This window comes from Pseudomonas sp. SG20056 (assembly GCF_031764535.1).
In the GTDB taxonomy this organism is placed as follows: Bacteria; Pseudomonadota; Gammaproteobacteria; order Pseudomonadales; family Pseudomonadaceae; genus Aquipseudomonas.
Genome location: NZ_CP134499.1, coordinates 104415 through 125719, shown reverse-complemented (window position 1 = coordinate 125719; position 21305 = coordinate 104415). Strand labels below are relative to the sequence as shown.

Annotated in this window: 25 protein-coding genes; 12 read left to right on the top strand and 13 right to left on the bottom strand. The window is 61.6% G+C overall.

Features of this window, described 5'->3' with window-relative positions; all coding sequences use genetic code 11:
* Positions 1-38 precede the first annotated feature (38 nt).
* Both RHP75_RS00580 and RHP75_RS00575 read left to right on the top strand, forming a co-directional pair.
* The gene (locus RHP75_RS00580) at positions 39-323 is read left to right on the top strand and encodes a DUF2782 domain-containing protein (RefSeq protein ID WP_311090009.1); all 285 of its coding nucleotides are present in this window, start codon (positions 39-41) and stop codon (positions 321-323) included.
* 15 nt (positions 324-338) lie between these two features.
* Entirely contained in the window at positions 339-1289 is a 951-nt protein-coding gene (locus tag RHP75_RS00575; RefSeq protein WP_311090008.1) for a homoserine kinase, read from the top strand.
* Positions 1290-1501: 212 nt separating this feature from the next.
* On the opposite strand, the gene znuA is transcribed toward RHP75_RS00575, so the two are convergent.
* The gene (gene znuA, locus RHP75_RS00570) at positions 1502-2494 is read right to left on the bottom strand and encodes a zinc ABC transporter substrate-binding protein ZnuA (protein WP_311090007.1); all 993 of its coding nucleotides are present in this window, start codon (positions 2492-2494) and stop codon (positions 1502-1504) included.
* Positions 2495-2560: 66 nt separating this feature from the next.
* Between znuA and RHP75_RS00565 the strand changes: the two genes are divergently transcribed.
* The 7 genes from RHP75_RS00565 to RHP75_RS00535 all read left to right on the top strand — a co-directional run bounded on the left by RHP75_RS00565 (position 2561) and on the right by RHP75_RS00535 (position 8259).
* Entirely contained in the window at positions 2561-3046 is a 486-nt protein-coding gene (locus RHP75_RS00565) for a Fur family transcriptional regulator (protein ID WP_311090006.1), read from the top strand.
* Complete coding sequence (gene znuC, locus RHP75_RS00560; RefSeq protein ID WP_311090005.1) at positions 3043-3849, top strand: zinc ABC transporter ATP-binding protein ZnuC; 807 nt, start codon at positions 3043-3045, stop codon at positions 3847-3849. The genes RHP75_RS00565 and znuC overlap by 4 nt, the downstream gene beginning before the upstream one ends.
* The gene (gene znuB, locus RHP75_RS00555) at positions 3842-4630 is read left to right on the top strand and encodes a zinc ABC transporter permease subunit ZnuB (RefSeq protein ID WP_090378972.1); all 789 of its coding nucleotides are present in this window, start codon (positions 3842-3844) and stop codon (positions 4628-4630) included. The genes znuC and znuB overlap by 8 nt, the downstream gene beginning before the upstream one ends.
* Positions 4631-4698: 68 nt before the next feature.
* Positions 4699-5553, top strand: a complete 855-nt coding sequence (locus tag RHP75_RS00550) for a PA5502 family lipoprotein (RefSeq protein ID WP_311090004.1) — start codon at positions 4699-4701, stop codon at positions 5551-5553.
* Between the two features lie 201 nt (positions 5554-5754).
* A complete protein-coding gene (locus RHP75_RS00545; protein ID WP_311090003.1) occupies positions 5755-6762 on the top strand; it encodes a methionine ABC transporter ATP-binding protein in 1008 nt (335 codons plus the stop codon).
* On the top strand, positions 6762-7439 hold the full coding sequence (locus tag RHP75_RS00540) for a methionine ABC transporter permease (RefSeq protein ID WP_311090002.1): 678 nt from the start codon (positions 6762-6764) through the stop codon (positions 7437-7439). Before RHP75_RS00545 ends, RHP75_RS00540 begins: the two co-directional genes overlap by 1 nt.
* A gap of 49 nt (positions 7440-7488) precedes the next feature.
* The gene (locus RHP75_RS00535) at positions 7489-8259 is read left to right on the top strand and encodes a MetQ/NlpA family ABC transporter substrate-binding protein (protein ID WP_311090001.1); all 771 of its coding nucleotides are present in this window, start codon (positions 7489-7491) and stop codon (positions 8257-8259) included.
* Here RHP75_RS00535 and RHP75_RS00530 read toward each other — a convergent pair.
* Positions 8256-9176, bottom strand: coding sequence for a LysR substrate-binding domain-containing protein (locus RHP75_RS00530; RefSeq protein WP_311090000.1), 921 nt, complete (start codon positions 9174-9176; stop codon positions 8256-8258). The two genes, RHP75_RS00535 and RHP75_RS00530, sit on opposite strands and share 4 nt — an antisense overlap.
* Positions 9177-9286: 110 nt before the next feature.
* On the opposite strand from RHP75_RS00530, the gene RHP75_RS00525 reads away from it, so the two are divergent.
* The gene (locus RHP75_RS00525) at positions 9287-9712 is read left to right on the top strand and encodes a VOC family protein (RefSeq protein WP_311089999.1); all 426 of its coding nucleotides are present in this window, start codon (positions 9287-9289) and stop codon (positions 9710-9712) included.
* A 4-nt stretch (positions 9713-9716) separates the two neighbouring features.
* Here RHP75_RS00525 and RHP75_RS00520 read toward each other — a convergent pair whose 3' ends face one another.
* The 5 genes from RHP75_RS00520 to RHP75_RS00500 are packed head-to-tail and all read right to left on the bottom strand — an operon-like array spanning position 9717 to position 13641.
* Entirely contained in the window at positions 9717-10349 is a 633-nt protein-coding gene (locus RHP75_RS00520; protein ID WP_311089998.1) for an SCO family protein, read from the bottom strand.
* Positions 10350-10360: 11 nt separating this feature from the next.
* On the bottom strand, positions 10361-11260 hold the full coding sequence (gene cyoE / locus RHP75_RS00515; RefSeq protein ID WP_311089997.1) for a heme o synthase: 900 nt from the start codon (positions 11258-11260) through the stop codon (positions 10361-10363).
* Between the two features lie 24 nt (positions 11261-11284).
* Positions 11285-12325, bottom strand: a complete 1041-nt coding sequence (locus RHP75_RS00510) for a COX15/CtaA family protein (RefSeq protein ID WP_311089996.1) — start codon at positions 12323-12325, stop codon at positions 11285-11287.
* Between the two features lie 25 nt (positions 12326-12350).
* Positions 12351-12935, bottom strand: coding sequence for a hypothetical protein (locus RHP75_RS00505; protein WP_311089995.1), 585 nt, complete (start codon positions 12933-12935; stop codon positions 12351-12353).
* Positions 12910-13641, bottom strand: coding sequence for an SURF1 family protein (locus RHP75_RS00500; protein ID WP_311089994.1), 732 nt, complete (start codon positions 13639-13641; stop codon positions 12910-12912). Before RHP75_RS00500 ends, RHP75_RS00505 begins: the two co-directional genes overlap by 26 nt.
* A gap of 88 nt (positions 13642-13729) precedes the next feature.
* Here RHP75_RS00500 and RHP75_RS00495 point away from each other — a divergent pair, with 88 nt between their 5' ends.
* The gene (locus RHP75_RS00495; protein WP_090254385.1) at positions 13730-13933 is read left to right on the top strand and encodes a twin transmembrane helix small protein; all 204 of its coding nucleotides are present in this window, start codon (positions 13730-13732) and stop codon (positions 13931-13933) included.
* Between the two features lie 6 nt (positions 13934-13939).
* On the opposite strand, the gene RHP75_RS00490 is transcribed toward RHP75_RS00495, so the two are convergent.
* From RHP75_RS00490 to coxB, 4 genes are read right to left on the bottom strand one after another with little or no spacing between them, the layout of a single operon-like run.
* Positions 13940-14836 carry a cytochrome c oxidase subunit 3 gene (locus tag RHP75_RS00490; RefSeq protein WP_311089993.1) on the bottom strand — a complete coding sequence of 299 codons (897 nt, stop codon included), beginning with the start codon at positions 14834-14836 and terminating at the stop codon, positions 13940-13942.
* Between the two features lie 12 nt (positions 14837-14848).
* A complete protein-coding gene (locus tag RHP75_RS00485; RefSeq protein ID WP_311089992.1) occupies positions 14849-15400 on the bottom strand; it encodes a cytochrome c oxidase assembly protein in 552 nt (183 codons plus the stop codon).
* Positions 15401-15411: 11 nt separating this feature from the next.
* A complete protein-coding gene (gene ctaD / locus RHP75_RS00480; protein ID WP_311089991.1) occupies positions 15412-17016 on the bottom strand; it encodes a cytochrome c oxidase subunit I in 1605 nt (534 codons plus the stop codon).
* A 4-nt stretch (positions 17017-17020) separates the two neighbouring features.
* A complete protein-coding gene (gene coxB / locus RHP75_RS00475) occupies positions 17021-18145 on the bottom strand; it encodes a cytochrome c oxidase subunit II (protein ID WP_311089990.1) in 1125 nt (374 codons plus the stop codon).
* Between the two features lie 361 nt (positions 18146-18506).
* On the opposite strand from coxB, the gene RHP75_RS00470 reads away from it, so the two are divergent.
* On the top strand, positions 18507-19163 hold the full coding sequence (locus RHP75_RS00470; RefSeq protein WP_311089989.1) for a hypothetical protein: 657 nt from the start codon (positions 18507-18509) through the stop codon (positions 19161-19163).
* 178 nt (positions 19164-19341) lie between these two features.
* Here the strand turns inward: RHP75_RS00470 and RHP75_RS00465 are convergent, their stop codons facing one another.
* On the bottom strand, positions 19342-20070 hold the full coding sequence (locus RHP75_RS00465; protein WP_311089988.1) for a carbonic anhydrase: 729 nt from the start codon (positions 20068-20070) through the stop codon (positions 19342-19344).
* A 118-nt stretch (positions 20071-20188) separates the two neighbouring features.
* Positions 20189-21247, bottom strand: a complete 1059-nt coding sequence (locus RHP75_RS00460; RefSeq protein WP_311089987.1) for a PA0069 family radical SAM protein — start codon at positions 21245-21247, stop codon at positions 20189-20191.
* Positions 21248-21305 lie beyond the last annotated feature (58 nt).

Genomic DNA, 21305 nt, shown 5'->3' with positions numbered 1-21305 from the left:
AATGGCCGCACCATTGGAATCAAAGGGACAAGGTTATCATGCGCGCACTCAATCGCCTGTTGCTCGCCAGCCTGCTGGCATTCACCACCCTGGTCGCCCATGCCGAGGATCCGGTTTCGGCCAACCCGGATGTAACCATTCGCCAGGACGGCGACCGCACCATCCATGAATACCGGGTCAACGGTTTTCTCTACGCGGTCAAGGTCATCCCTAAAGGCGGCAAGCCGTACTTCCTGGTACGCGCCGATGGCAGCGATGGCAACTTCGTCCGCTCGGACAGCCCGGATATGTTGATTCCGGCCTGGGAAATTTTCAGCTGGTAAGAAGGCAGTTCTGCAATGTCGGTGTTTACCCCGCTTGAGCGCCACGAGCTCGAGGTGTTTCTCGCCCCCTATGGTCTGGGTCGCTTGCGCGACTTCCAGGGCATTGCTGCGGGTAGCGAGAACAGCAATTTCTTCGTCAGCCTGGAGCAGGGCGAATTCGTTCTGACCCTGATCGAGCGCGGCCCAAGCGCCGACCTGCCGTTCTTTATCGAATTGCTCGACGTATTGCACGACGCTGGCCTGCCCGTTCCTTACGCCCTGCGCACGACCAGCGGCGAGGCGCTGCGCAGCCTGGCAGAAAAGCCGGCGCTGCTGCAGCCGCGCCTGGCCGGCAAGCATGTACATGAGGCCAACCCGCATCACTGCCAGGAAGTCGGTGCACTGCTGGCGCGCATCCACCTGGCCACGCGCAATCAGCCACTGCCGCGCAAGAGTGATCGGGGACTGGACTGGATGCTCGCCGAAGGCCCAAGCCTGGCCCTGACGTTGCCTGATGAACACTTGCCACTGCTGCGCGATGCACTGGCGGAGATCCACACGCTCAAGCCGCGCATTCTTGCGCTGCCGCTGGCCAACCTGCATGCCGACCTGTTCCGCGACAACGTGCTATTCGATGGTAACCACCTGGCCGGGGTGATCGACTTCTACAACGCCTGCTCGGGCCCGATGCTCTATGACCTGGCGATTGCCCTGAACGACTGGTGCTCGCGGGATGACGGCAGCCTGGACAGCAAGCGCGCGCAGGCACTGCTCGGTGCCTACGCCGGCTTGCGGGCATTTACTGCGGCCGAAGCCGAACTGTGGCCGGCCATGCTGCGTATCGCCTGTGTGCGCTTCTGGCTGTCACGCCTGATCGCCGCCGAATCCTTCGCCGGCCAGGAAGTGCTGATCCACGACCCGGCAGAATTCCAGCGTCGCCTGGCACAGCGTCAGCAGGTGGATCTAGCGCTGCCGTTCGCTTTCTAGAACCTGTCTACTATCTGCTGCGCGTCGGCCCTGCTGCGTTAAAAACAGGCTCGGCAAGCCGCTTGCGGCTAACGCGCTTCAGCGCGATCCGAAGGGCGAGTGAAACGAGTAATGCTCATGTACAGCTCGTACACTCCGCCTCCTCGCCTGTTTTTGCCTTGCATGGCTCTAGCTCGCGAGATCGTAGGCAGATTCTTAGCCCCGAGCGCTGACTACAGCGCTTCGAGACACCCTGCCAATTCGCCCGCCATGTTTTCCAGCAGGGCTTCGTAGCCGCCAGCATCCACTGGTAAAGCGCCGCCCATGGCGTCCAACTCAGCCAGAGTGACCGGCAGGCCGGCGGTCAGGGTTTGCGCCAGACGTGGGCGGAATGGCGGCTCACTGAACACACAACTCGGCCCAGCCTGCTGCAAGCGCTCGCGCATGGCGGCCACATGCCGGGCGCCCGGCTGTACTTCACCCAGTACGCTGAACACGCCGGCATGCTTGAGGCCATAGGCGGCCTCGAAGTAGTCATAGGCTTCGTGGAAAACGAAGTAGGGCTTGCCCGCCAGGCCATTCAGGCGGGTTTTCAGGCGCTGATCCAGCGCATCCAGACGCGCGCCGAATGCCTTGGCATTGGCCTGATAACGCGCGGCATTGGCCGGATCGGCTTGCGCCAGGTCGGTGGCGATCTTGCCGGCAATCACCCGGGCATTGGCCGGCAGCAACCAGAGGTGCGCATCCAGGCTGCCGGGGCGGTGGGCGTGGTCATGCTGGTCGGCGTCGGCATGATCTGCGTGATCTGCGTGATCTGCGTGATCTGCGTGATCTGCGTGATCTGCGTGATCATCCTGATGCTCGGCGTGTTGCGCATGGCTGTCGCCAAAATGACGCAAGGACATACCCGGAACATCCTGCACCGCCACACTCGGCTTATCACGCCCGGCCAGCACACGCGGCAGAAAGCTTTCCAGATCCGGGCCGATCCAGTACAGCAGATCGGCATCGCGCACCCGGCGCACATCGGAGGGGCGCAGCGCATAGTGGTGCGGTGAAGCGCCCGGCGGCAGCAGTACATCGGGCTGGCCAACGCCATCCTGCACAGCAGCGGCAATCAGCTGCAGCGGCTTGATGCTGGTCAGCACGTGCACATCGGCGTGAACCGCGAAACTCAGGGGAAAAGTGATAAACAACAGGGCAAAAGCTGGAAAAAGACGCAACACGGGGAGCACTCAAGCGGAAAGGAACGGGTAATATAATAACGTCTCTCACCTTATTCGTCGTTGCCCATGACTCAAGCTCCGTTGGCCTCACGCCCACACGACCACTCCCACTGCGTCAGCCATGCCCTGGCCGAGGCTGAAGCCATCTGCGTGCGTCAGGGCCTGCGCCTGACAGCCCTGCGCAAACGCGTGCTGGAACTGGTCTGGGCCAGCCACAAGCCGCTGGGGGCCTATGACATTCTCGGCGTACTGAGCGACGAAGACGGCCGCCGCGCCGCCCCGCCCACGGTGTACCGCGCCCTGGATTTCCTCTTGGAAAACGGCCTGGTGCACCGCATCGCCTCGCTTAACGCCTTTGTCGGCTGCAGCCACCCGGAACACGCTCATCAAGGCCAGTTCCTGATTTGCCGAAGCTGCAATGCGGCCATCGAGCTGGAGCAGGCCACGATCAGCGACGCCATTATCAGCAGCGCGGCCGGGGTCGGCTTTGCCGTGGAAAGCCAGACGGTGGAAGTTGTCGGACTCTGCGCAGGCTGCCAGGAGCCGACATGAGCGACACCCTGATCCGCCTCACCGGAGTGGGCGTGACCTTCGCCGGGCAGAATGTGCTGCAGGATGTACAGCTCAGCGTAAAGCCGGGGGAAATCGTCACACTGATCGGCCCCAACGGCGCCGGTAAAACCACGCTGGTGCGCGCTGTACTCGGCCTGCTCAAGCCGGACAGCGGCAGCGTCTGGCGCAAGCCCAAACTGCGCGTCGGCTATATGCCGCAGAAGCTGCATGTGGATGCCACCCTGCCGCTCTCGGTGCTGCGCTTTCTACGCCTGGTGCCGGGCGTCAGCCGCGCGGATGTGCAGGATGCGTTGGCCGAAGTGGGCGCGGAACAGGTCATCGACAGCCCGCTGCAAAGCATCTCCGGCGGCGAACTGCAGCGCGTGCTGCTGGCCCGCGCCCTGCTGCGCAAGCCGGAACTACTGGTGCTGGATGAGCCGGTACAGGGCGTCGACGTGGCCGGCCAGGCCGAGTTGTACCGCCTGATCACCCAGCTGCGTGACCGTCATGGCTGCGGCGTGCTGATGGTCTCGCATGACCTGCATCTGGTGATGAGCACCACCGATCAGGTGGTCTGCCTCAACCGTCACGTCTGCTGTTCTGGGCACCCGGAGCAGGTCAGCTTCGATCCGGCCTTTGTCGAGCTGTTCGGCGAGGACGCCAAGAGCCTGGCCGTCTACACCCACCACCATGACCATGAGCATGATTTGCATGGCGCGGTGGTCACTGAAACACCTACGGGCCTGAGCATCAAAGGCCCGGTAAAACCGCATATCCACGGAGATGGCTGCAAGCATGGCTGATTTTCTGCTCAACGCCCTGCTCGCAGGCCTCGCCCTGGCGTTAGTCGCCGGCCCGCTGGGTTCCTTTGTGGTGTGGCGGCGCATGGCTTATTTCGGCGACACCCTGTCGCATGCCGCGTTGCTCGGCGTGGCCCTGGGCCTGATGCTGGATGTCAGCCCGACCCTGGCGGTGACCGTCGGCTGCGTGCTCCTGGCGGTATTGCTGGTGACCCTGCAAAGCCGCCAGCCGCTGGCCTCCGACACCCTGCTCGGGATCCTCGCCCACAGCACCTTGTCGCTGGGCCTGGTGGTGCTGAGCTTTATGCAGGATGTGCGCATCGACCTGATGGGCTATTTGTTCGGCGACTTGCTGGCCGTCGGCCCAACCGATTTGGCCTGGATCATCGGCGGCAGCGCCCTGGTGCTGGTGCTGCTGGCCCTACTGTGGCGGCCGTTGCTGGCGATTACCGTGCATGAAGAGCTGGCCAAGGTCGAAGGCCTGCCGGTGGCGGCAATTCGTCTGAGCCTGATGCTGTTGATCGCGGTGGTGATCGCCGTGGCGATGAAGATCGTCGGCGTGCTGCTGATCACCTCCCTGCTGATCATTCCGGCCGCTGCCGCCCAGCGTCATGCGCGCACCCCGGAACAGATGGCGTTCGGCGCCAGCCTACTGGGCATCGTCGCGGTATGCGGTGGGCTGAGCCTGTCCTGGTTTCAGGACACGCCGGCCGGGCCGTCCATCGTGGTCAGCGCCGCAGCATTGTTTCTACTGAGTTTTGCCCTTCCCAGACGCACCGCCTGAAAAATTGGTTGTGTCAGGCGGCGCAGTGTAAACTTGCGCGTTTTTTGCACAATTCGAGACGCGCAGTCATGAAATCGTTCGTTTTCCGTGGTTTTGCCCTGAGCCTGGTTCTGCTGCTGGCCGGCTGCCAAAGTGCGCCGCAGCAACCGGCCAACCTGCCGGTGGATGACCTGGTCAGCGCTTTTCGCCAGCTCGACCAGAGCCTGGCCAGTGGCGACCTGAGCAGCGCCGAAAGCCAGCTCGGCAGCCTGCAGCAACGCGCCGCCGGCGATACCCGCCTGGAGCAATACCAGCGCCAGCTCGCCGAAGCTCATCTGCAACAGGGCCAGAAAGCCCTGCAAAGCGGTGATCTGGATAACGCCACCAAAGCCCTGAGCCGCGCTCGCAGCCTGATGCCGCAGGCACCGGCACTGACCACCGGCCTGGATGGCGCCATCGCCAAGGCCCGTGAAGCCGAACTGGCCGCTACCGAACAACGTCGCCGTGCCGCCGAGCAAGCGGCTGCCCAGGCCGAAGCCGCCCGTCTGGAGCAAGCGCGCCAGTTGCGTCTGGCGGCCGAACGGCAGGCCGCCGCGATTCAGGCCACTCAGCTGCCGAATACCCCGCCAGCCGAAGAGCCCGCACCAGCCAAGCCGCAGGCGAGGCTGATCAACCCTGCTGCCGCCAGCAGCGTGATTGGCATGCCGATGCTGGATAACCAGGACAACGAGCGCCTGCGCAGCCTGCTCGACGGTGTGGCGGCAGATATGGTCGCGTTCAACTGCGCGGTGCGCATCGAAGTGCGCCAGGCCAAGGATTTCCCCTGGGTCGCCTCCCTGCTCAATGCACGGATCAAGCGCCTGGACCCGAGTTTCAGCCCGCGCATGAGCCAGGTAATCAAGCCCGCTCAAGTGCCGCAGCTGGTGCTTAGCCCGCAGCGTTAACCAGGTTGCGCTGCGATCACGACCGGGCTTGCCCGGTCGTTTGCATTGGCGCTGGCTACACTGCCCAGAGCAGTCAGCCATCTAATGCAATTTAGCTATAACCATAGGTCTACAAAGATTTTTGCGACCTAAACAGCGCCGGGTAGACTAGCCGCCGTTTCGGCCTACCCGGCAGCCCGAAAAACCCAAAAGGTTTATTCCGTGATCAATTTTCACCAGGTCCACAAGGCGTATCGCGTCAGTGGTCAGGACATCCCCGCGTTGCAACCGAGCGATCTGCAGATTGCCCGGGGCGAAGTGTTCGGCATCATCGGCCATTCCGGCGCTGGCAAAAGCACCCTGCTGCGTCTGATCAACCGTCTGGAGCAGCCTTCCGGCGGGCGTATCGAGATCGACGGCGAAGACGTCACCGCGCTCGATGCCACAGGTCTGCGGCGCTTTCGCCAGCAGGTCGGAATGATCTTCCAGCACTTCAATCTGCTCTCATCGAAGACCGTTGCCGATAACGTCGCTCTGCCGCTGAAACTGGCCGGCGAGCTGCCGCGCAGTGCGATCAATGCCCGCGTGACGGAGTTGCTGGCCCGCGTCGGTCTGCAGGATCACGCCAACAAGTACCCGGCGCAGCTCTCCGGCGGACAGAAACAGCGCGTCGGCATTGCCCGCGCCCTGGCCACCGAGCCGAAGATTCTGCTGTGCGACGAGGCCACCAGCGCCCTCGACCCGCAGACCACCGCCTCGGTGTTGCAGCTGCTGGCCGAGATCAACCGCGAGCTGAACCTGACCATCGTACTGATCACCCACGAGATGGACGTGATCCGCCGCGTGTGTGACCGCGTTGCTGTCATGGATGCCGGCGTGATTGTCGAATCCGGCCCGGTGGCCGAGGTGTTTCTGCACCCGCAACACGCCACCACCAAGCGCTTTGTGCAGGAAGCCGAGCAGATCGACGAGAACGAACAGCATGACGATTTCGCCCATGTCACCGGGCGCATCCTGCGCCTGACCTTCCAGGGCGAGGCAACCTACGCGCCGCTGCTTGGCACCGTGGCCCGCGAAACCGGAGTGGATTACAGCATCCTCGCGGGGCGTATCGACCGCATCAAGGACACCCCCTACGGCCAGCTGACCCTGGCCCTGACCGGCGGAGATCTCGACGCCGCGCTGGCGCGTTTCGAAGCCGCCGACGTTCATCTGGAGGTGCTGCGCTAATGGAAGCCCTACTGACTCGTCTGCTACCCAACGTTGATTGGGCGGAAATCGGCTACGCCAGCCTGGACACCCTGAGCATGCTCGGCGGCTCCATGCTGTTTACCGTGCTGCTCGGCCTGCCGCTGGGCGTGCTGCTGTTTCTCACCAGCCCGCGGCAGATTTTCGAACAGAAAGCCTTCTACGGCTTCCTTTCGCTGCTGGTGAACATTCTGCGCTCGGTGCCGTTCGTGATCCTGCTGATCGTGATGATCCCCTTCACGGTGATCGTCACCGGCACCTCGCTGGGCGTCGCCGGGGCCATCCCACCGCTGGTAGTCGGGGCCACGCCGTTCTTCGCGCGCCTGGTGGAAACCGCACTGCGTGAAGTGGATCGCGGGATTATTGAAGCGACCCAGGCCATGGGCGCCACCACCCGGCAGATCGTGGTCAATGCGCTGCTGCCCGAAGCGCTGCCCGGCATCATCGCCGCCATCACGGTGACGGCAATTACCCTGGTGTCCTACACCGCCATGAGCGGCCTGATTGGCGGCGGCGGCCTGGGCGACCTCGCCGTGCGCTATGGCTATCAGCGTTATCAGCCGGACGTGATGGCGGTGACGGTAATCCTGCTGCTGGTGCTGGTCCAGATTCTACAAACCGTCGGCGACAAGCTGGTGGTGCATTTTTCCCGCAAATAAACAGCCGGCGACTACCCGTCGCCAACCCCGATCCCACAAGGAGTTAGTCATGAAAAAACTGATCGCCGCAGTCGCTGCCCTGGCCGCGTTCTCTGCCCAGGCCGAAAGCCTGAGCGTCGCCGCCACCGCCGTACCGCACGCGGAAATCCTCGAATTCGTTAAGCCTGCCCTGGCCAAAGAAGGCGTTGAACTGAACATCAAAGTGTTCACCGACTACGTGCAGCCAAACGTACAAGTCGCCGAGAAGCGCCTGGATGCCAATTTCTTCCAGCACCAGCCGTACCTGGATGAGTTCAACAAGAGCCGCGGCACCGAGCTGGTCAGCGTTGCCGGTGTTCACGTAGAGCCTTTCGGCGCTTACTCCAGCAAGCACAAAAGCCTCGCCGACCTGCCGCAAGGCGCCAACGTGGTTATCCCCAACGACGCCACCAACGGCGGCCGCGCCCTGTTGCTGCTGCAAAAGGCCGGGGTGATTACCCTGAAGCCGGAAGCGGGCATCCTCGCCACGCCGAAAGACATCGTCGAGAACCCGAAAGCCATCAAGGTGCGTGAACTGGAAGCGGCCACCCTGCCGCGCGTGCTGACTCAGGTCGACCTGGCGCTGATCAACACCAACTACGCCCTGGAAGCCAAGCTCAACCCAACCAAGGATGCTCTGGCCATCGAAGGCAGTGACTCGCCGTACGTCAACATCCTGGTGGCGCGTGCCGACAACAAGGACAACGCCGCCCTGCAGAAGCTGGCCAAGACACTGAACAGCGCCGAAGTGAAAGCCTTTATCGCTGAGAAGTATCAGGGCGCTGTGGTTCCGGCGTTCTAAGACGCCGCGTTAGCTGCACCCTCTGCCAAACCCCGCCCCGTGCGGGGTTTGTCGTTTAGAGCGGCCTCGCGCAGACAGTCCAGCAGGCAGTCCAGAGCCGGCTGACGCTGAGCGCGGCGCAATATCGCCACCAGTTCGCGGTAAAAGGTCAGCGCGCCCAGCTCAATCACTCGCAACTGGGTTGGCCGCTGCAGCCACAGACCAGCACGCGGAATCAGCGAGACGCCAAGGCCGCACTCGACCATGCGTACGATGGCTTCCAGCTCATCCAGCTCCAGCGCTTCCTGCACCGTCAGACGCTGCTCGCGGAGGAACTGGTTGACCCGTCGCCCGCCAAACGAGCGTCGGTCGTAACGCACGAACGGCTGCTCGACAAGGATCTGCAACGGATCATCCGCCGTTACGCCGAGCGGGGTGATCAGCACAAACGGCTCGCGCGCCAAGCTGATCTGCAGCAGCTCCTTGGGCAGCTCAAACGGCGGTTTGATCAACAGCGCCAGGTCCAGTTCGCCGGCATCGATCTGGCTCAGCAGGTTCAGCGACACGCCCGGCACCAGCTTCAGCTCGACCCGTGGCGCGGCTGCACGAAATCGCGGCAGGGCCTCGGGCAGCAGGCCGGTCTGCAACGTAGCAATCGCGCCGACCTTGAGCTCACCCTGCCACTCAGCCGCGCTGGTCGGCAGGGCCATCTGCGCATAGAGCCCGAGCATCTGCTCCGCCAGCGGCAAGGCATGCCGACCGGCAGCATTGAGCACCGCCGCACGTCCACTGCGCTCGAACAGGCGGACGCCCAGCCCCTGCTCCAGCACACGCATCTGCGCGCTCACCGCCGACTGAGTCAGGCCAACCTGCTGACCCGCCGCCGCGAAGGTGCCATGCCGCGCCACCGCCACAAAGGTTTTCAATTCGCGCAGCATCGACGCCTCGACTGATCAATTTTGTTTGTGCTTGCGAGCAAGGATATTCGCTTTTAATCAGAATCGCTGTTGCTGAGAATCAGCAGACCGCCCTTTCAAGGAACTCCAGCATGGCGCTCGCACCCTTTCACCTGGCAATTCCCGTTTACGACCTGGCAGCTGCACGGCACTTCTACGGCGAGGTGTTCGGCTGTGCCGAGGGCCGTAGTAGCGACCACTGGGTGGATTTCGACTTCTTCGGCCACCAACTGGTGATCCACCAGGCGCCGAAGATGGCCTATCAGGAAGCCGCGCACAGCAACCCGGTGGACGGCCACGACGTGCCGGTGCCGCATTTCGGTGTGGTATTAGGCTGGGATGATTGGCAAACGCTGGCGTCGCGGCTGCAGGCCAAGGGCACGCGATTTGTGATCGAGCCCTATGTGCGCTTCGCCGGCCAGGTTGGCGAGCAGGCCACGTTGTTCCTGCTCGACCCGTGCGGTAACGCCCTGGAGTTCAAGGCGTTCAAGGACATCAGCCAGCTATTCGCCAAATAGCAGGTTACGGGCGATCAAGCAGGCCGGGCAGCTGCGCGGCCAGCTTGGTATTGTTGATCGGCGCGCGGATAAAGCCACGCTGCTTACCGTCGGGGCCGATCAGCACCAGGTTGCCGCTGTGATCGACGGTGTAGTTTTCCTTGCTGGTATCGGCCGGAATAAACGGAATGCTGACACCGTTGGCCAGCTTCTGGATGATCGCCTCTTCGCCGGTCAGGCCGATAAAACCGGCATCGAAATAATCCAGGTACTTCTTCAACTGCTCCGGGGTGTCGCGGTGCGGATCCACTGTGACCAGCACGATGCGCAGCTTGGCCAGGGTTTCCGGCGGTAGCTGGCCCTGCAGCTGGCGCAGCTGGGCAAGGGTGGCCGGGCAAATGTCCGGGCAGAAGGTGTAACCGAAGAACAGCAGGCTCCACTGATCCTTGAGCTGATCAACCGCCACGGTCTGCCCGTCCTGATTGGTCAGGCTCAGCTCTGGCAGACTACGGCTCTGTGGCAGCAGGACGATGCCGGCATCCAGCAGCACGGTGGGATCACCCTGGCCCTTGCTGGTCAGCACCTTGTTGACGGTCAGGCCCAGCACCAGGGCGACGATAGCAACGAGAACAAAAACGGTGATCTGGGTTCGGGTCATGGCACCAACGATTACAGGTTTAACAGCAGATAGTGGTCGACCAGCAGGGCGATAAACAGCGCGAAAAGATACCAGATGCTGTATTTGAAGGTGTTGATCGCCGCATGCGGTTTGCTGTCACGGTACAGCACCACCGCCCAATGCAGGAAGCGCCCACCCAGCAGCACCGCACAGGCGAGATAGAGCAGCCCGCTCATATGAATGGCGTAAGGCAGCAGGGTCACGGCAAACATGACCAGGGTGTAGAGCAGGATATGCACCTTGGTGTAGTGCTCGCCATGCGTCACCGGCAGCATGGGGATATCGGCCTTGGCGTATTCCTCCTTGCGGTGGATGGCCAGGGCCCAGAAATGCGGCGGCGTCCAGGCGAAGATGATCAGTACCAGCAGCAGCGGTTCGGCGCTGATATGCCCGGTAACCGCGACCCAGCCGAGCAGCGGTGGCGCTGCACCGGCCAACCCGCCGATGACAATGTTCTGCGGCGTGGCGCGCTTGAGAAAGCCGGTGTAGAGCACCGCGTAACCGAGCAGGGAAGCCAGGGTCAGCCAGGCCGCCAGTTCGTTGGTAAAGGTCAGCAGCAAGGCCATGCCGGCCACCGCCAGCAGCAAAGCGAAGCCCAGCGCCGCAGTCGGCGATAAACGCCCGGCCGTAACTGGCCGCTTGTGGGTGCGCGCCATAATCGAATCGATACGCCGGTCGACCACATGGTTGACCGCTGCCGCAGCTCCCGCGCACAGGCCGATACCCAGGTTGCCGAAAATCAGCACCTGCCAGGCGACCCCGGCGCGGGTGGCGAGAAACATGCCGACCAAGGAGGTGATCAGCATCAGCACCACCACCCGGGGTTTGGTCAGCTCCAGATAATCGCGCCACGTGGCGTGGGTTTGCTGTTCGCGCACTAGAGTAGCCATAAGGTCTCTCCTCGATTGTTCTGGTTATTTGCCGGGCAGCGCAGTGAAGCCGACGGGCGTATCTGTAGCGGGGGATGCCAGCCGTGCAGGGCTGCGCAACCGGTAATTGATCAATACCAGGGTCAGCAGCAGCGCCGCGCCGCCAAGGTTATGCGCCACCGCCACCAGCAACGGCAGGTGAAACACCACGTTGCTGATGCCCAGGCTGATCTGCACCGCCAGCGCCAGCACCAGCAGCCCGGCCAGGCGCGCCAGACCATTGCGTTGCAGTTGCCAGGCCAGAAGCAGCAGCACCAGAGCCACTAGCAGCGCGCCGATGCGGTGGGTCATATGAATGGCGGTGCGTGCGTCGCTGTCGAGCTGGCCGCCGAGGTAGTTGGGGCCAATATGCTGAGTCAGGTGAAAGCCATTGGCGAAGTCCATCGCCGGCCACCATTCGCCATGACAGGTGGGCAGGTCAACACAGGCAACGGCGGCATAGTTGCTGCTGACCCAACCGCCAAGGGCGATCTGCCCGATCACCAGCAGCAGGCCGAGCGCGGCCAGGCTACGCAGTCGTGCGGGTAGATTGGCCAAGGCGGCCACCTTGCCGGATAGGCGCAGGGTTAAAAGAAATAACAGACTGAGGGTGGCGAAACCGCCGAGCAGATGTGCGGTAACGACTTGCGGCCAGAGTTTCAGGGTCACCGTCCACATGCCGAAGGCTGCCTGCAATGTCACCAGGCCCAGCAAAAACAGCGGCAGTTTGAGTGGCTGACCCGCCCCGCCACGGCGGCGCAGCGCCTGTACCGATAGGCCGAGAATCACCAAGCCCAGGGCGCCGGCAAAATAGCGGTGGATCATCTCGTACCAGCCCTTGGCGACTTCGACCGGCGCTTCCGGAAAACGCGCCTCGGCCAGGGTCTGTTTGTGCTCGCTCATCGGCACACCGATAAAGCCGTAGCAACCTGGCCAGTCCGGGCAACCGAGGCCGGCGTGGGTCAAGCGGGTATAGGCACCGAGCAGCACCACCACGACCGCCAGCAGCGTGGCGAACAGGGCAAAACGGTAACCAGGCTTGCTCATCATCAGTCCTTAGCCGTGGGCAGCATTAACCAATTTGCGAGATTTTCAGCAGGTGCCGCAGGTCATTGAGAATCGCCTTGCCCTTGCTGGTGGCGTCATAACGCAGCACCAGATTGCCGTGCGGATCGACGATCCACAGCTGCGCGCCGGAAGCGGAGCCGGCGGTCTTGCCGTAGGCATCCAGTTGCAGCTGATAACGCGCCAGCTGTGGATATTCACGCCGCAGCTGGGCGTCATAGTCGCCGACGATGGGCTGGGCACTGGCCAAACCATGGGCGGCACGGGCGACATCCCGGTTGAGGCCGATATGCACCTGACGCGCGAGGAACACCAGTTCCTTGCAGGCGGCATCGCAGGCGTCCGGCACGGTCACCAGCAGTTGCCAGCGCTGCTCATCGGCACCGACTACGCCGAGGTCGGCGCGGGTCTGTCCGGTGCCAATCAGTTCGCCGTGGTAGCTGCGGGTTTCCGGCACCCAGAAACGCCACTGATACATGGCACTGGCGAGGATCATCGGGCCAATAACCACGGCCAGAATCAGGATCAGCTGCAGCCGCCCACGGCGACGCTGGCTGGGCGACACTTCAGGCAGGGCGATGGCTGGGTTCATGGCGAGTCTCCCGCGCGTTAGATAGACCTAAATAGATAAACAGGCAAAGCAAGACCGCGGCCAGGGCGAACCATTGCACGGCATAAGCGAGATGTTTGTCGGGGCTCATGGCGATAACCGGCCAATCGCTTTGAAATGAGGCGGGGCCAGGCTCGAGGCGCACCTCATAGCTCAGGCCACCACGCCCCAGTTGCTGCCAGAGTTCGTCCGGCTTGACCTCACTGATCACCTGCGGCCAGCCTGCAGTCGGTTGCGCATCCTGCAGCTGAAACGCTTCGCCCAGCGGCACATACACCGTGGCCTGCAGACGCAGCGGTGTATCCGGGGTGGCGAAGGCTGGGCTGATGCGCCGATCCGGCCAGGGCAGCCAGCCGCGATTGAGCAACAGCCACAGGCCGCTGGTTTGGTCATAGAAGGGTTGCAGCACTTCCACGCCAACCTTGCCGTCGCGGGTGCGGTTATCTAGCAGCAAGGTATGCCGCGCGTCGAAGAAACCCTGCAACTGTACGCGCTGGTAAGCCGGATTGGGCTGGCGCTCCAGCTCATCGATGCTGATCGGTGCGGCCAGTTGCTGAGCCTGATGTGCGGCCAACAGCTCGCGCTTTTCTTCGGCCCGCGCCAGCTGCCAGAAGCCTAGAGCGACCAGGCAGGGAAATAGCAGCAGCACCAGTACGCTGGGCAGCCAGCCAGGACGGAAGGCGCTCATGGCAACCTTCCTAAAGCCCTGAACAAGCTGGCTATACTGCAGCTGAAGCGCATTTCCCTTCCCCCGAAGTTCCGCTTGGGAGTCACGCATGCTCAAAGCCGCGATCGTCCTGTTACTACTGGCTACTCTGGTCAGCCTATTCAGTGGCCTGTTCTTTCTGGTCAAGGACGAAGGTAGAACCTCCCGTGTGGTCAACGCGCTGACAGTACGCGTGAGCCTCACTGCCTTGACCGTCGCCCTTATTGCCTGGGGTTTCTACAGTGGCCAACTGGTCTCGCATGTCACCTGGTAAGGCTCGTCACAGCACATAAACGAAGACAAACAAACCAATCCACACCACGTCGACAAAGTGCCAGTACCAGGCTGCCGCCTCGAAGCCGAAGTGCTGCTCAGGGCTAAAATGGCCGCGGATCACCCGAATCAACATAATGCTCAGCATCAGTGCACCCAAGGTCACGTGGGCGCCGTGAAAGCCGGTGAGCATAAAGAAGGTCGCGCCATAGATGCCCGAGCCCAGGGTCAGGCCCAGTTCGGTGTAGGCGTGGATGTACTCCTCGACCTGCAGCACCAGAAAGGCGATGCCGAGAATCACTGTCAGCGCCAACCAGAGGGTCAGCGGTTTGCGATGGTTCTTGCGTAACGCGTGGTGGGCAAAGGTCAGGGTGAAGCTGGAAGTGACCAGCAGAATGGTGTTGATCAGCGGCAGGCCCCAGGCGCTGATGGTGCCACTCGGTGCCGGGTAGAGCTTCGGATCAGGCGTGTTGAGCATCGGCCAGCTGTACTCGAAGCCCGGCCAAAGCATGTTGGCGATGCCCTTGTCGCCTTCCCCACCAAGCCAGGGGCCGGCCCAGGTACGCACATAGAACAGCACGCCGAAGAACGCCGCAAAGAACATCACCTCGGAGAAAATAAACCAGCTCATGCCCCAGCGGAATGAGCGATCCATCTGTGGGCTGTACATGCCGGAGCGGCTTTCCTTGATCACATTGCCAAACCAGCCGAACAACATATAGGCGAGAAACAGGCCGCCGATAAAGAAGATCAGCGGGCCGTTGGAATCGGCGCGATCGGCCTTCATATCGTTAAACCAGGTGCCTACGCCGTACACCGAGAACAGCATGCCCAGAGTGGCGATGATCGGCCACTTGCTCTGGGCCGGGACGTAATAGCTTTCGTGACTTTCGTGACTCGACATTTATTGTTCTCCTTATGGAGTCGCTTGTGCCACCGGCGGTTTGCGCACGGTGATATCAAACAAGGTGTAAGCCAGGGTCAGGTGGCGAACATCTGCCGGTAAGTCTCTATCAACGATAAAGCGCACCGGCATTTCGATACGCTCACCGGGTTGCAGTACCTGCTGGGTAAAGCAAAAACACTCAGTCTTATGAAAGTAGGCAGCGGCTTTGGACGGTGCCACGCTGGGAATCGCCTGAGCGGTCATCGGCTTGTCGGTGGGGTTGTAGGCGACAAACATCATCTGCGTGCTTTCGCCCGGATGCACCAGAACCTCGTCGGCCTGAGGACCGAACTCCCAGACCATCTCAGCGGCATTGGTGGCGAGAAACTGCACCCGTACCTGGCGCGACTCATCGGTGCTTTGCAACCCAGCCTCATAGGCACCGGCGGTTTTACCGTTGATGCCAAAGGCCTGGCACATCACGTCATAGATCGGCACCAGAGCGAAGCCGAAGCCGAACATGCCGACCACCACCAGTGACAGGCGGATAACCAGGCGGCGAGTCGACAGGGCTTCACTCATCGGTCGGCTCCCTATTTCACTTCAGGTGGTGTGGAGAAGGTGTGATAAGGCGCCGGCGACGGCACCGTCCATTCCAACCCCTCGGCACCGTCCCAAGGCTTGGCCGCAGCGGGTTTGCCGCCACGGATGCACTTGATGACGATAAACAGGAACAGCAACTGAGTGGCACCGAACATAAAGGCACCGATGCTCGACACCATGTTGAAGTTGGCGAACATCATGTTGTAGTCCGGGATACGCCGCGGCATGCCGGCCAGGCCGACAAAGTGCATCGGGAAGAACGCCAGGTTCATACCGATAAAGCTCATCCAGAAATGCAGCTTGCCGAGGGTTTCGTCATACATGTGCCCGGTCCACTTCGGCAACCAGTAGTAGGCCGAGGCGAAGATGCCGAAGATCGCACCAGGCACCAGCACATAGTGGAAATGCGCCACCACGAAGTAGGTGTCGTGGTATTGGAAGTCCGCCGGGGCGATGGCCAGCATCAGCCCGGAAAAGCCACCAATAGTGAACAGGATGACGAAGGCCACGGAGAACAGCATCGGCGTTTCGAAGGTCATCGAGCCGCGCCACATGGTGCTGGCCCAGTTGAACACCTTCACCCCAGTCGGCACGGCGATCAGCATGGTCGCGTACATAAAGAACAGCTCACCGGTCAGCGGAATGCCGACGGTAAACATATGGTGCGCCCAGACGATAAACGACAGAAAAGCGATGCTCGCCGTCGCATAGACCATCGAGGTGTAACCGAAAAGCGGCTTACGGGCGAACGCCGGGATGATTGCACTGACCGCGCCGAATGCCGGCAGGATCATGATGTACACCTCGGGATGCCCGAAGAACCAGAACACGTGCTGGAACAACACCGGATCACCACCACCGGCGGCACTGAAGAAGCTGGTGCCGAAGTGGATGTCCATCAGCATCATGGTTACGCAACCGGCCAGTACCGGCATGACCGCGATCAGCAGGAAGGCGGTGATCAGCCAGGTCCAGACGAACAGCGGCATCTTCATCAGGGTCATGCCGGGCGCGCGCAGGTTGAGGATGGTGGCGACAACGTTGATCGCGCCCATGATCGAACTGATGCCCATCAGGTGCACGGCGAAGATAAAGAAGGTGACCGACTCCGGCGCGTAGGTAGTCGACAGCGGCGCATAGAAGGTCCAACCGAAGTTCGGTCCGCCACCCTCCATAAACAGCGTACTGATCAACATGCCAAACGCAGCAGGCAGCAGCCAGAAACTGAAGTTGTTCATCCGCGGCAGAGCCATATCCGGCGCGCCGACCATCAGCGGAATCATCCAGTTGGCCAGGCCGACGAAGGCCGGCATTACCGCGCCAAACACCATGATCAGACCGTGCATGGTGGTCATTTGGTTGAAGAATTCCGGCTGCACAATCTGCAGGCCCGGCTGGAACAGCTCGGCACGAATCACCATGGCCATGCTGCCACCCAGCAGGAACATGGCGAAGCTGAACCACAGGTACATGGTGCCGATGTCTTTGTGGTTGGTGGTCAACACCCAGCGCATCAGGCCTTTGGCCGGGCCATGGTGATGGTCATGTCCGGCATGACCGTGGCCAGCGTGGCCCGGATCGATCACTGCACTCATGTCCTTACTCCTGAGCCTGTTTGAACGCGAGGATGTCTTTCGGCGTGACCATGTCGCCTACCGCATTGCCCCAGGCATTGCGTTCGTAGGTAATGATCGCGGCGATATCGACTTCCGAGAGTTGCTTGCCAAAAGCGGCCATCGAAGTACCCGACTTGCCGTTGACCACGATATCGATATGCCCTTTGGCCTCACCCTTGGCAATCGCCGAGCCTTTGAGTGCCGGGAACATCGGCGGCAGGCCTTCACCGGTTGGCTGGTGGCAGGATGCGCAGTTGGTCTGGTAGGACTTCTCGCCACGCGCCATCAGCTCGTCCATGGTCCACTCTTTAGTGGTCAGCTCACGTTCGGCAGCCGCTGCAACCTTGCGCTCGGCCAGCCAGGCGGCGTAGTCCTCTTTCGACTTGGCTTCTACCACCACAGGCATAAAACCGTGATCCTTGCCGCACAACTCGGTGCACTGGCCACGGTAGATGCCGGGCTCGTCGATACGCGTCCAGGATTCGTTGATAAAACCAGGGATGGCGTCCTTCTTCACCGCAAGTGCCGGCACCCACCAGGAGTGAATCACGTCGGCGGCAGTGATCAGAAAGCGCACTTTGGTACCGACCGGCACCACCAGCGGCTCGTCCACCTCGAGCAGGTAGTGCTCGCCTTTGGTCGCCTTGTTGTTGATCTGATCCTTGGGCGTGGTGAGGTTGCTGAAGAACTCGACGTCTTCACCCAGGTATTTGTAATGCCATTTCCATTGATAACCCGTGACCTGAATATCCAGCTCGGATTCGCTGGAGTCATAGATCTCGATCAGGGTCTTGGTCGCCGGTATCGCCATCAGCACCAGAATCACCAACGGCACGACCGTCCAGAGAATCTCGACCGTGGTGCTTTCGTGGAAGTGTGCCGGCTCCTGGCCCGTCGAGCGACGGTGAACGAGCATCGACCAGAACATCGCGCCGAACACGATCACGCCGATCACGACGCAGATCCAGAAGATGGTCATGTGCAAGTCAAATACTGAGCGGCTGACCTCGGTGGCACCCGGCGTCATATTGACGCCCCAGCTGGCGTGCGCCGAGCTGAATACCAACCACAACAGGAGGCCCATCCAGACTCGTGGATGTCGCATCATTGCGGGTTCCCCTTAATTGTTCTTGTTATCCCGCCGAATCGCTCAGTGGCTAAGCCTTCGCACATTTCACGGTGAAAATGCCTGCGAAGACTGTCCATGCCGCAGTCGATTCGGAGTTATCAGGTACTGCCTTTCGAATTCGAGTATAGACACGGACTTGCACCTGGCAATTCGAAAGCCGAAATGAGCAACAGACTGCAAGGCACGCGCTAGAGACCGCGGCTGGCGCGGGATAGGCAGGTGTGGTGAGTGCGGCATATAGCCGACTCGCATAACTGTTTAATAATTATGACAATCGGGTCTTAGCCGAGACGCTCAGCCAGCTAAGGTTCTCGCCCATGTCCTCATTTCAGGAGCAGTCATGAACATCGCCGCTTTGCACGCACTGATTCAGCGTGCGCACCAACACGAAGCCAGCACGGGTCAGCTGGCCAATCAGATGCAAGCCCACCTGGGCCAGTTGCACCCCTCCATCCGCCTACCCAACGAAGACACTCAAGGCGTGCTGCAGCGTTTTGTCAGCGCCTATATCGAGCAGGTGCCGGAACTGTTGCAGGCCGCTCATCAGGTGTCGCAGGAAGCGGGGATCGAGGCGCAGATCAAGCCGGTACTCAAGGTTGCCGAGCAGTTTTTCCTACAGCCGCCTGCGCTGATGGCCGGTCATGAAGGGCTGGAGGGGTTGCTGGATGAGGCCTATCTGGCCCATCGCTTGGTCGAGGAAGTGAATGATCGCTATATCGCCCATCTGGGCGCACCATTGATTCCGCTGGATACCACGGTGGCCAACCTGATTGCCCACCAGCTGATCGGCGAAGCCTTCGCCAACCAGCTAGATGAGGCTGTGCATCATGCCGTCGACGGTATGCTCGACGATGCCAGCTTTGCCCAGGACTCGGTGCAGGCCTACCGTGAGCGCCTGCACAATCCACAGACCGACGCGGCCTGGCAGCGCTGGCCGTGCCTGTCGCGGCAGCTCGGGGTTGAGCTGCAGCTGGATGAAACCCGCGCGGCGGGTTAGCAGGCCTTAACCCCTCGCGCGGTTGCTGACTTGCAGGCCGTTGAAAAATGTAGGCGAGGCAGGCAAGACAAGGCAAGGCAAAAACGGCCGAGGATGCGGAGTTTACTGGCTGTAAATGAGCATTCCGAGGCCGTTTTTAACGAAGTATTGCCAACGCAGGTAGTTTTTCAACAGCCTGCTAGCTGCTCGGCAGGTAGCGCGCGCGGGGGGTGGCCATCGGCAGCGGGCCCTCGCCGATCAGGCGGAACTCGCCCTTCTCCGCGTCGTACGCCTTGATCTCGCTGGTTTCGATGTCATACACCCAGCCGTGGATAAACAGCTGGCCGCTGGCCACCCGTGCCGCCACCGACGGGTGGGTGCACAGGTGATTGAGCTGGGCCACCACGTTCTCCTCGGTGAGGATGCCCAGCCTGTCATGGCCTTCACAGCCGCAGTTCGCCTCAACGACCTTGAGTGCCACTTCGCTGTGGCGCAGCCAGGCCTTCACCGTCGGCATGCTCTCCAGAGTCTCGGGGGCCAGCACGGCCTTCATCGCACCGCAGTCAGAGTGACCGCAGACGATGATGTGCTGCACGCCCAGTGCCAGCACCGCGTACTCGATGGCGGTGGACACCCCCCCCATCATCTGGCCGTAAGCCGGCACCACGTTACCAACGTTGCGGTTGACGAACAGGTCGCCCGGCGAGCTTTGCGTGATCAACTCCGGCACCACCCGCGAGTCGGCGCAGGTGATAAACATCGCGCGCGGGTTCTGTGCAGTGGCAAGCTTTTTGAACAGCTCTTCCTGCTGCGGAAAGATTTCGCTGCGAAAGCGCTTGAAACCATCGACGATGGTCTGCAGGGCCTCCTCGGCACTCTCACTGCCTGTGCGCCCTTGCAGCGGGATCAACTGATGCTTGTATGGCATATTTGCGACCTCTGAACCTGAAAAAACCTGCTAAAGCGACAGCCAAGCAGGCTGGCAAGTCACATGCCAAGTGTTACTGCCTCAAATCCTGACGGCAACCTCTAACCGTGCCTGCCCGTTAGAGCAGCGCCAGCTGACCACCCGGCGGACAGAAGCGCGTGCAATCCAGGCTGAACGCCTCGCGTCGAGTCAGGCCCAGGCGCTTGCTGGCCAGGGCAAAGCGTTGCGCAAGTAATTCGGCAAACGCCCCTTCACCACGAAAACGCTGACCGAAGCGGCTGTCGTACAGCGCACCGCCACGGCTCTGCCGGATAAGGCTAAGAACATGCTCAGCGCGCTGCGGGTAGTGCGCCTGCAACCACTCCTCGAATAATGGCGCCACTTCACGCGGCAGGCGCAGCAACATGTAATTGGCGCTCTGCGCACCAGCGTCCTTGGCCGCTGCCAGCAAGTGCTCCAGCTCCATATCGTTGATCATCGGGATCATCGGCGAGCACAGCACACCGACCGGAATACGGTTGTCACGCAACACGCGGATCGCCCGCAGCCGAGCTGCCGGAGCAGCGGCGCGCGGCTCCATGATGCGTTTGAGTTCGTCATCCAGGGTGGTCAGGCTGATCATCACCGCTACCAGCCGCTGCTGCGCCAGCTCAGTGAGCAGATCGAGGTCACGCAGGATCAGCGCCCCCTTGGTAACGATGGTCACCGGATGGCGATAGTCGAGCAGCACCTTGAGGCTGTTGCGGGTCAGCAGGTGCTGACGCTCGATAGGTTGATAGGGATCGGTGTTGGAACCCAGGTTGATCGGCGCGCAGACATAGCCAGGCTTGCTCAGCTGCTGTTCGAGCAGGGCCACGGCATTGGTCTTGGCGATCAGCTTGGTTTCGAAATCCAGCCCCGGCGACAGATCCCAGTAGGCGTGGCTGGGCCTGGCATAGCAATAAATGCAGCCATGTTCACAACCACGGTAGGGATTGAGCGAGCGGTCGAAGGGCAGATCCGGCGACTGGTTGCGGGTGATGATGCTTTTTGCGGTCTCGCAGCGCACCTCGGTCGCCCGGCTGGGCAGCACCTCCTGCAACCAGCCATCGTCAGTGGCGATAATGCGCTGCGGGGCAAAGCGGTTATGCGGATTACTGGCGGTACCGCGACCGCGCGGCGGCAAAGAAACGGACATGGGCTGGCTCCACAAATTACTGTATATAAATACAGTAATTTGTACACATCACCAAGCA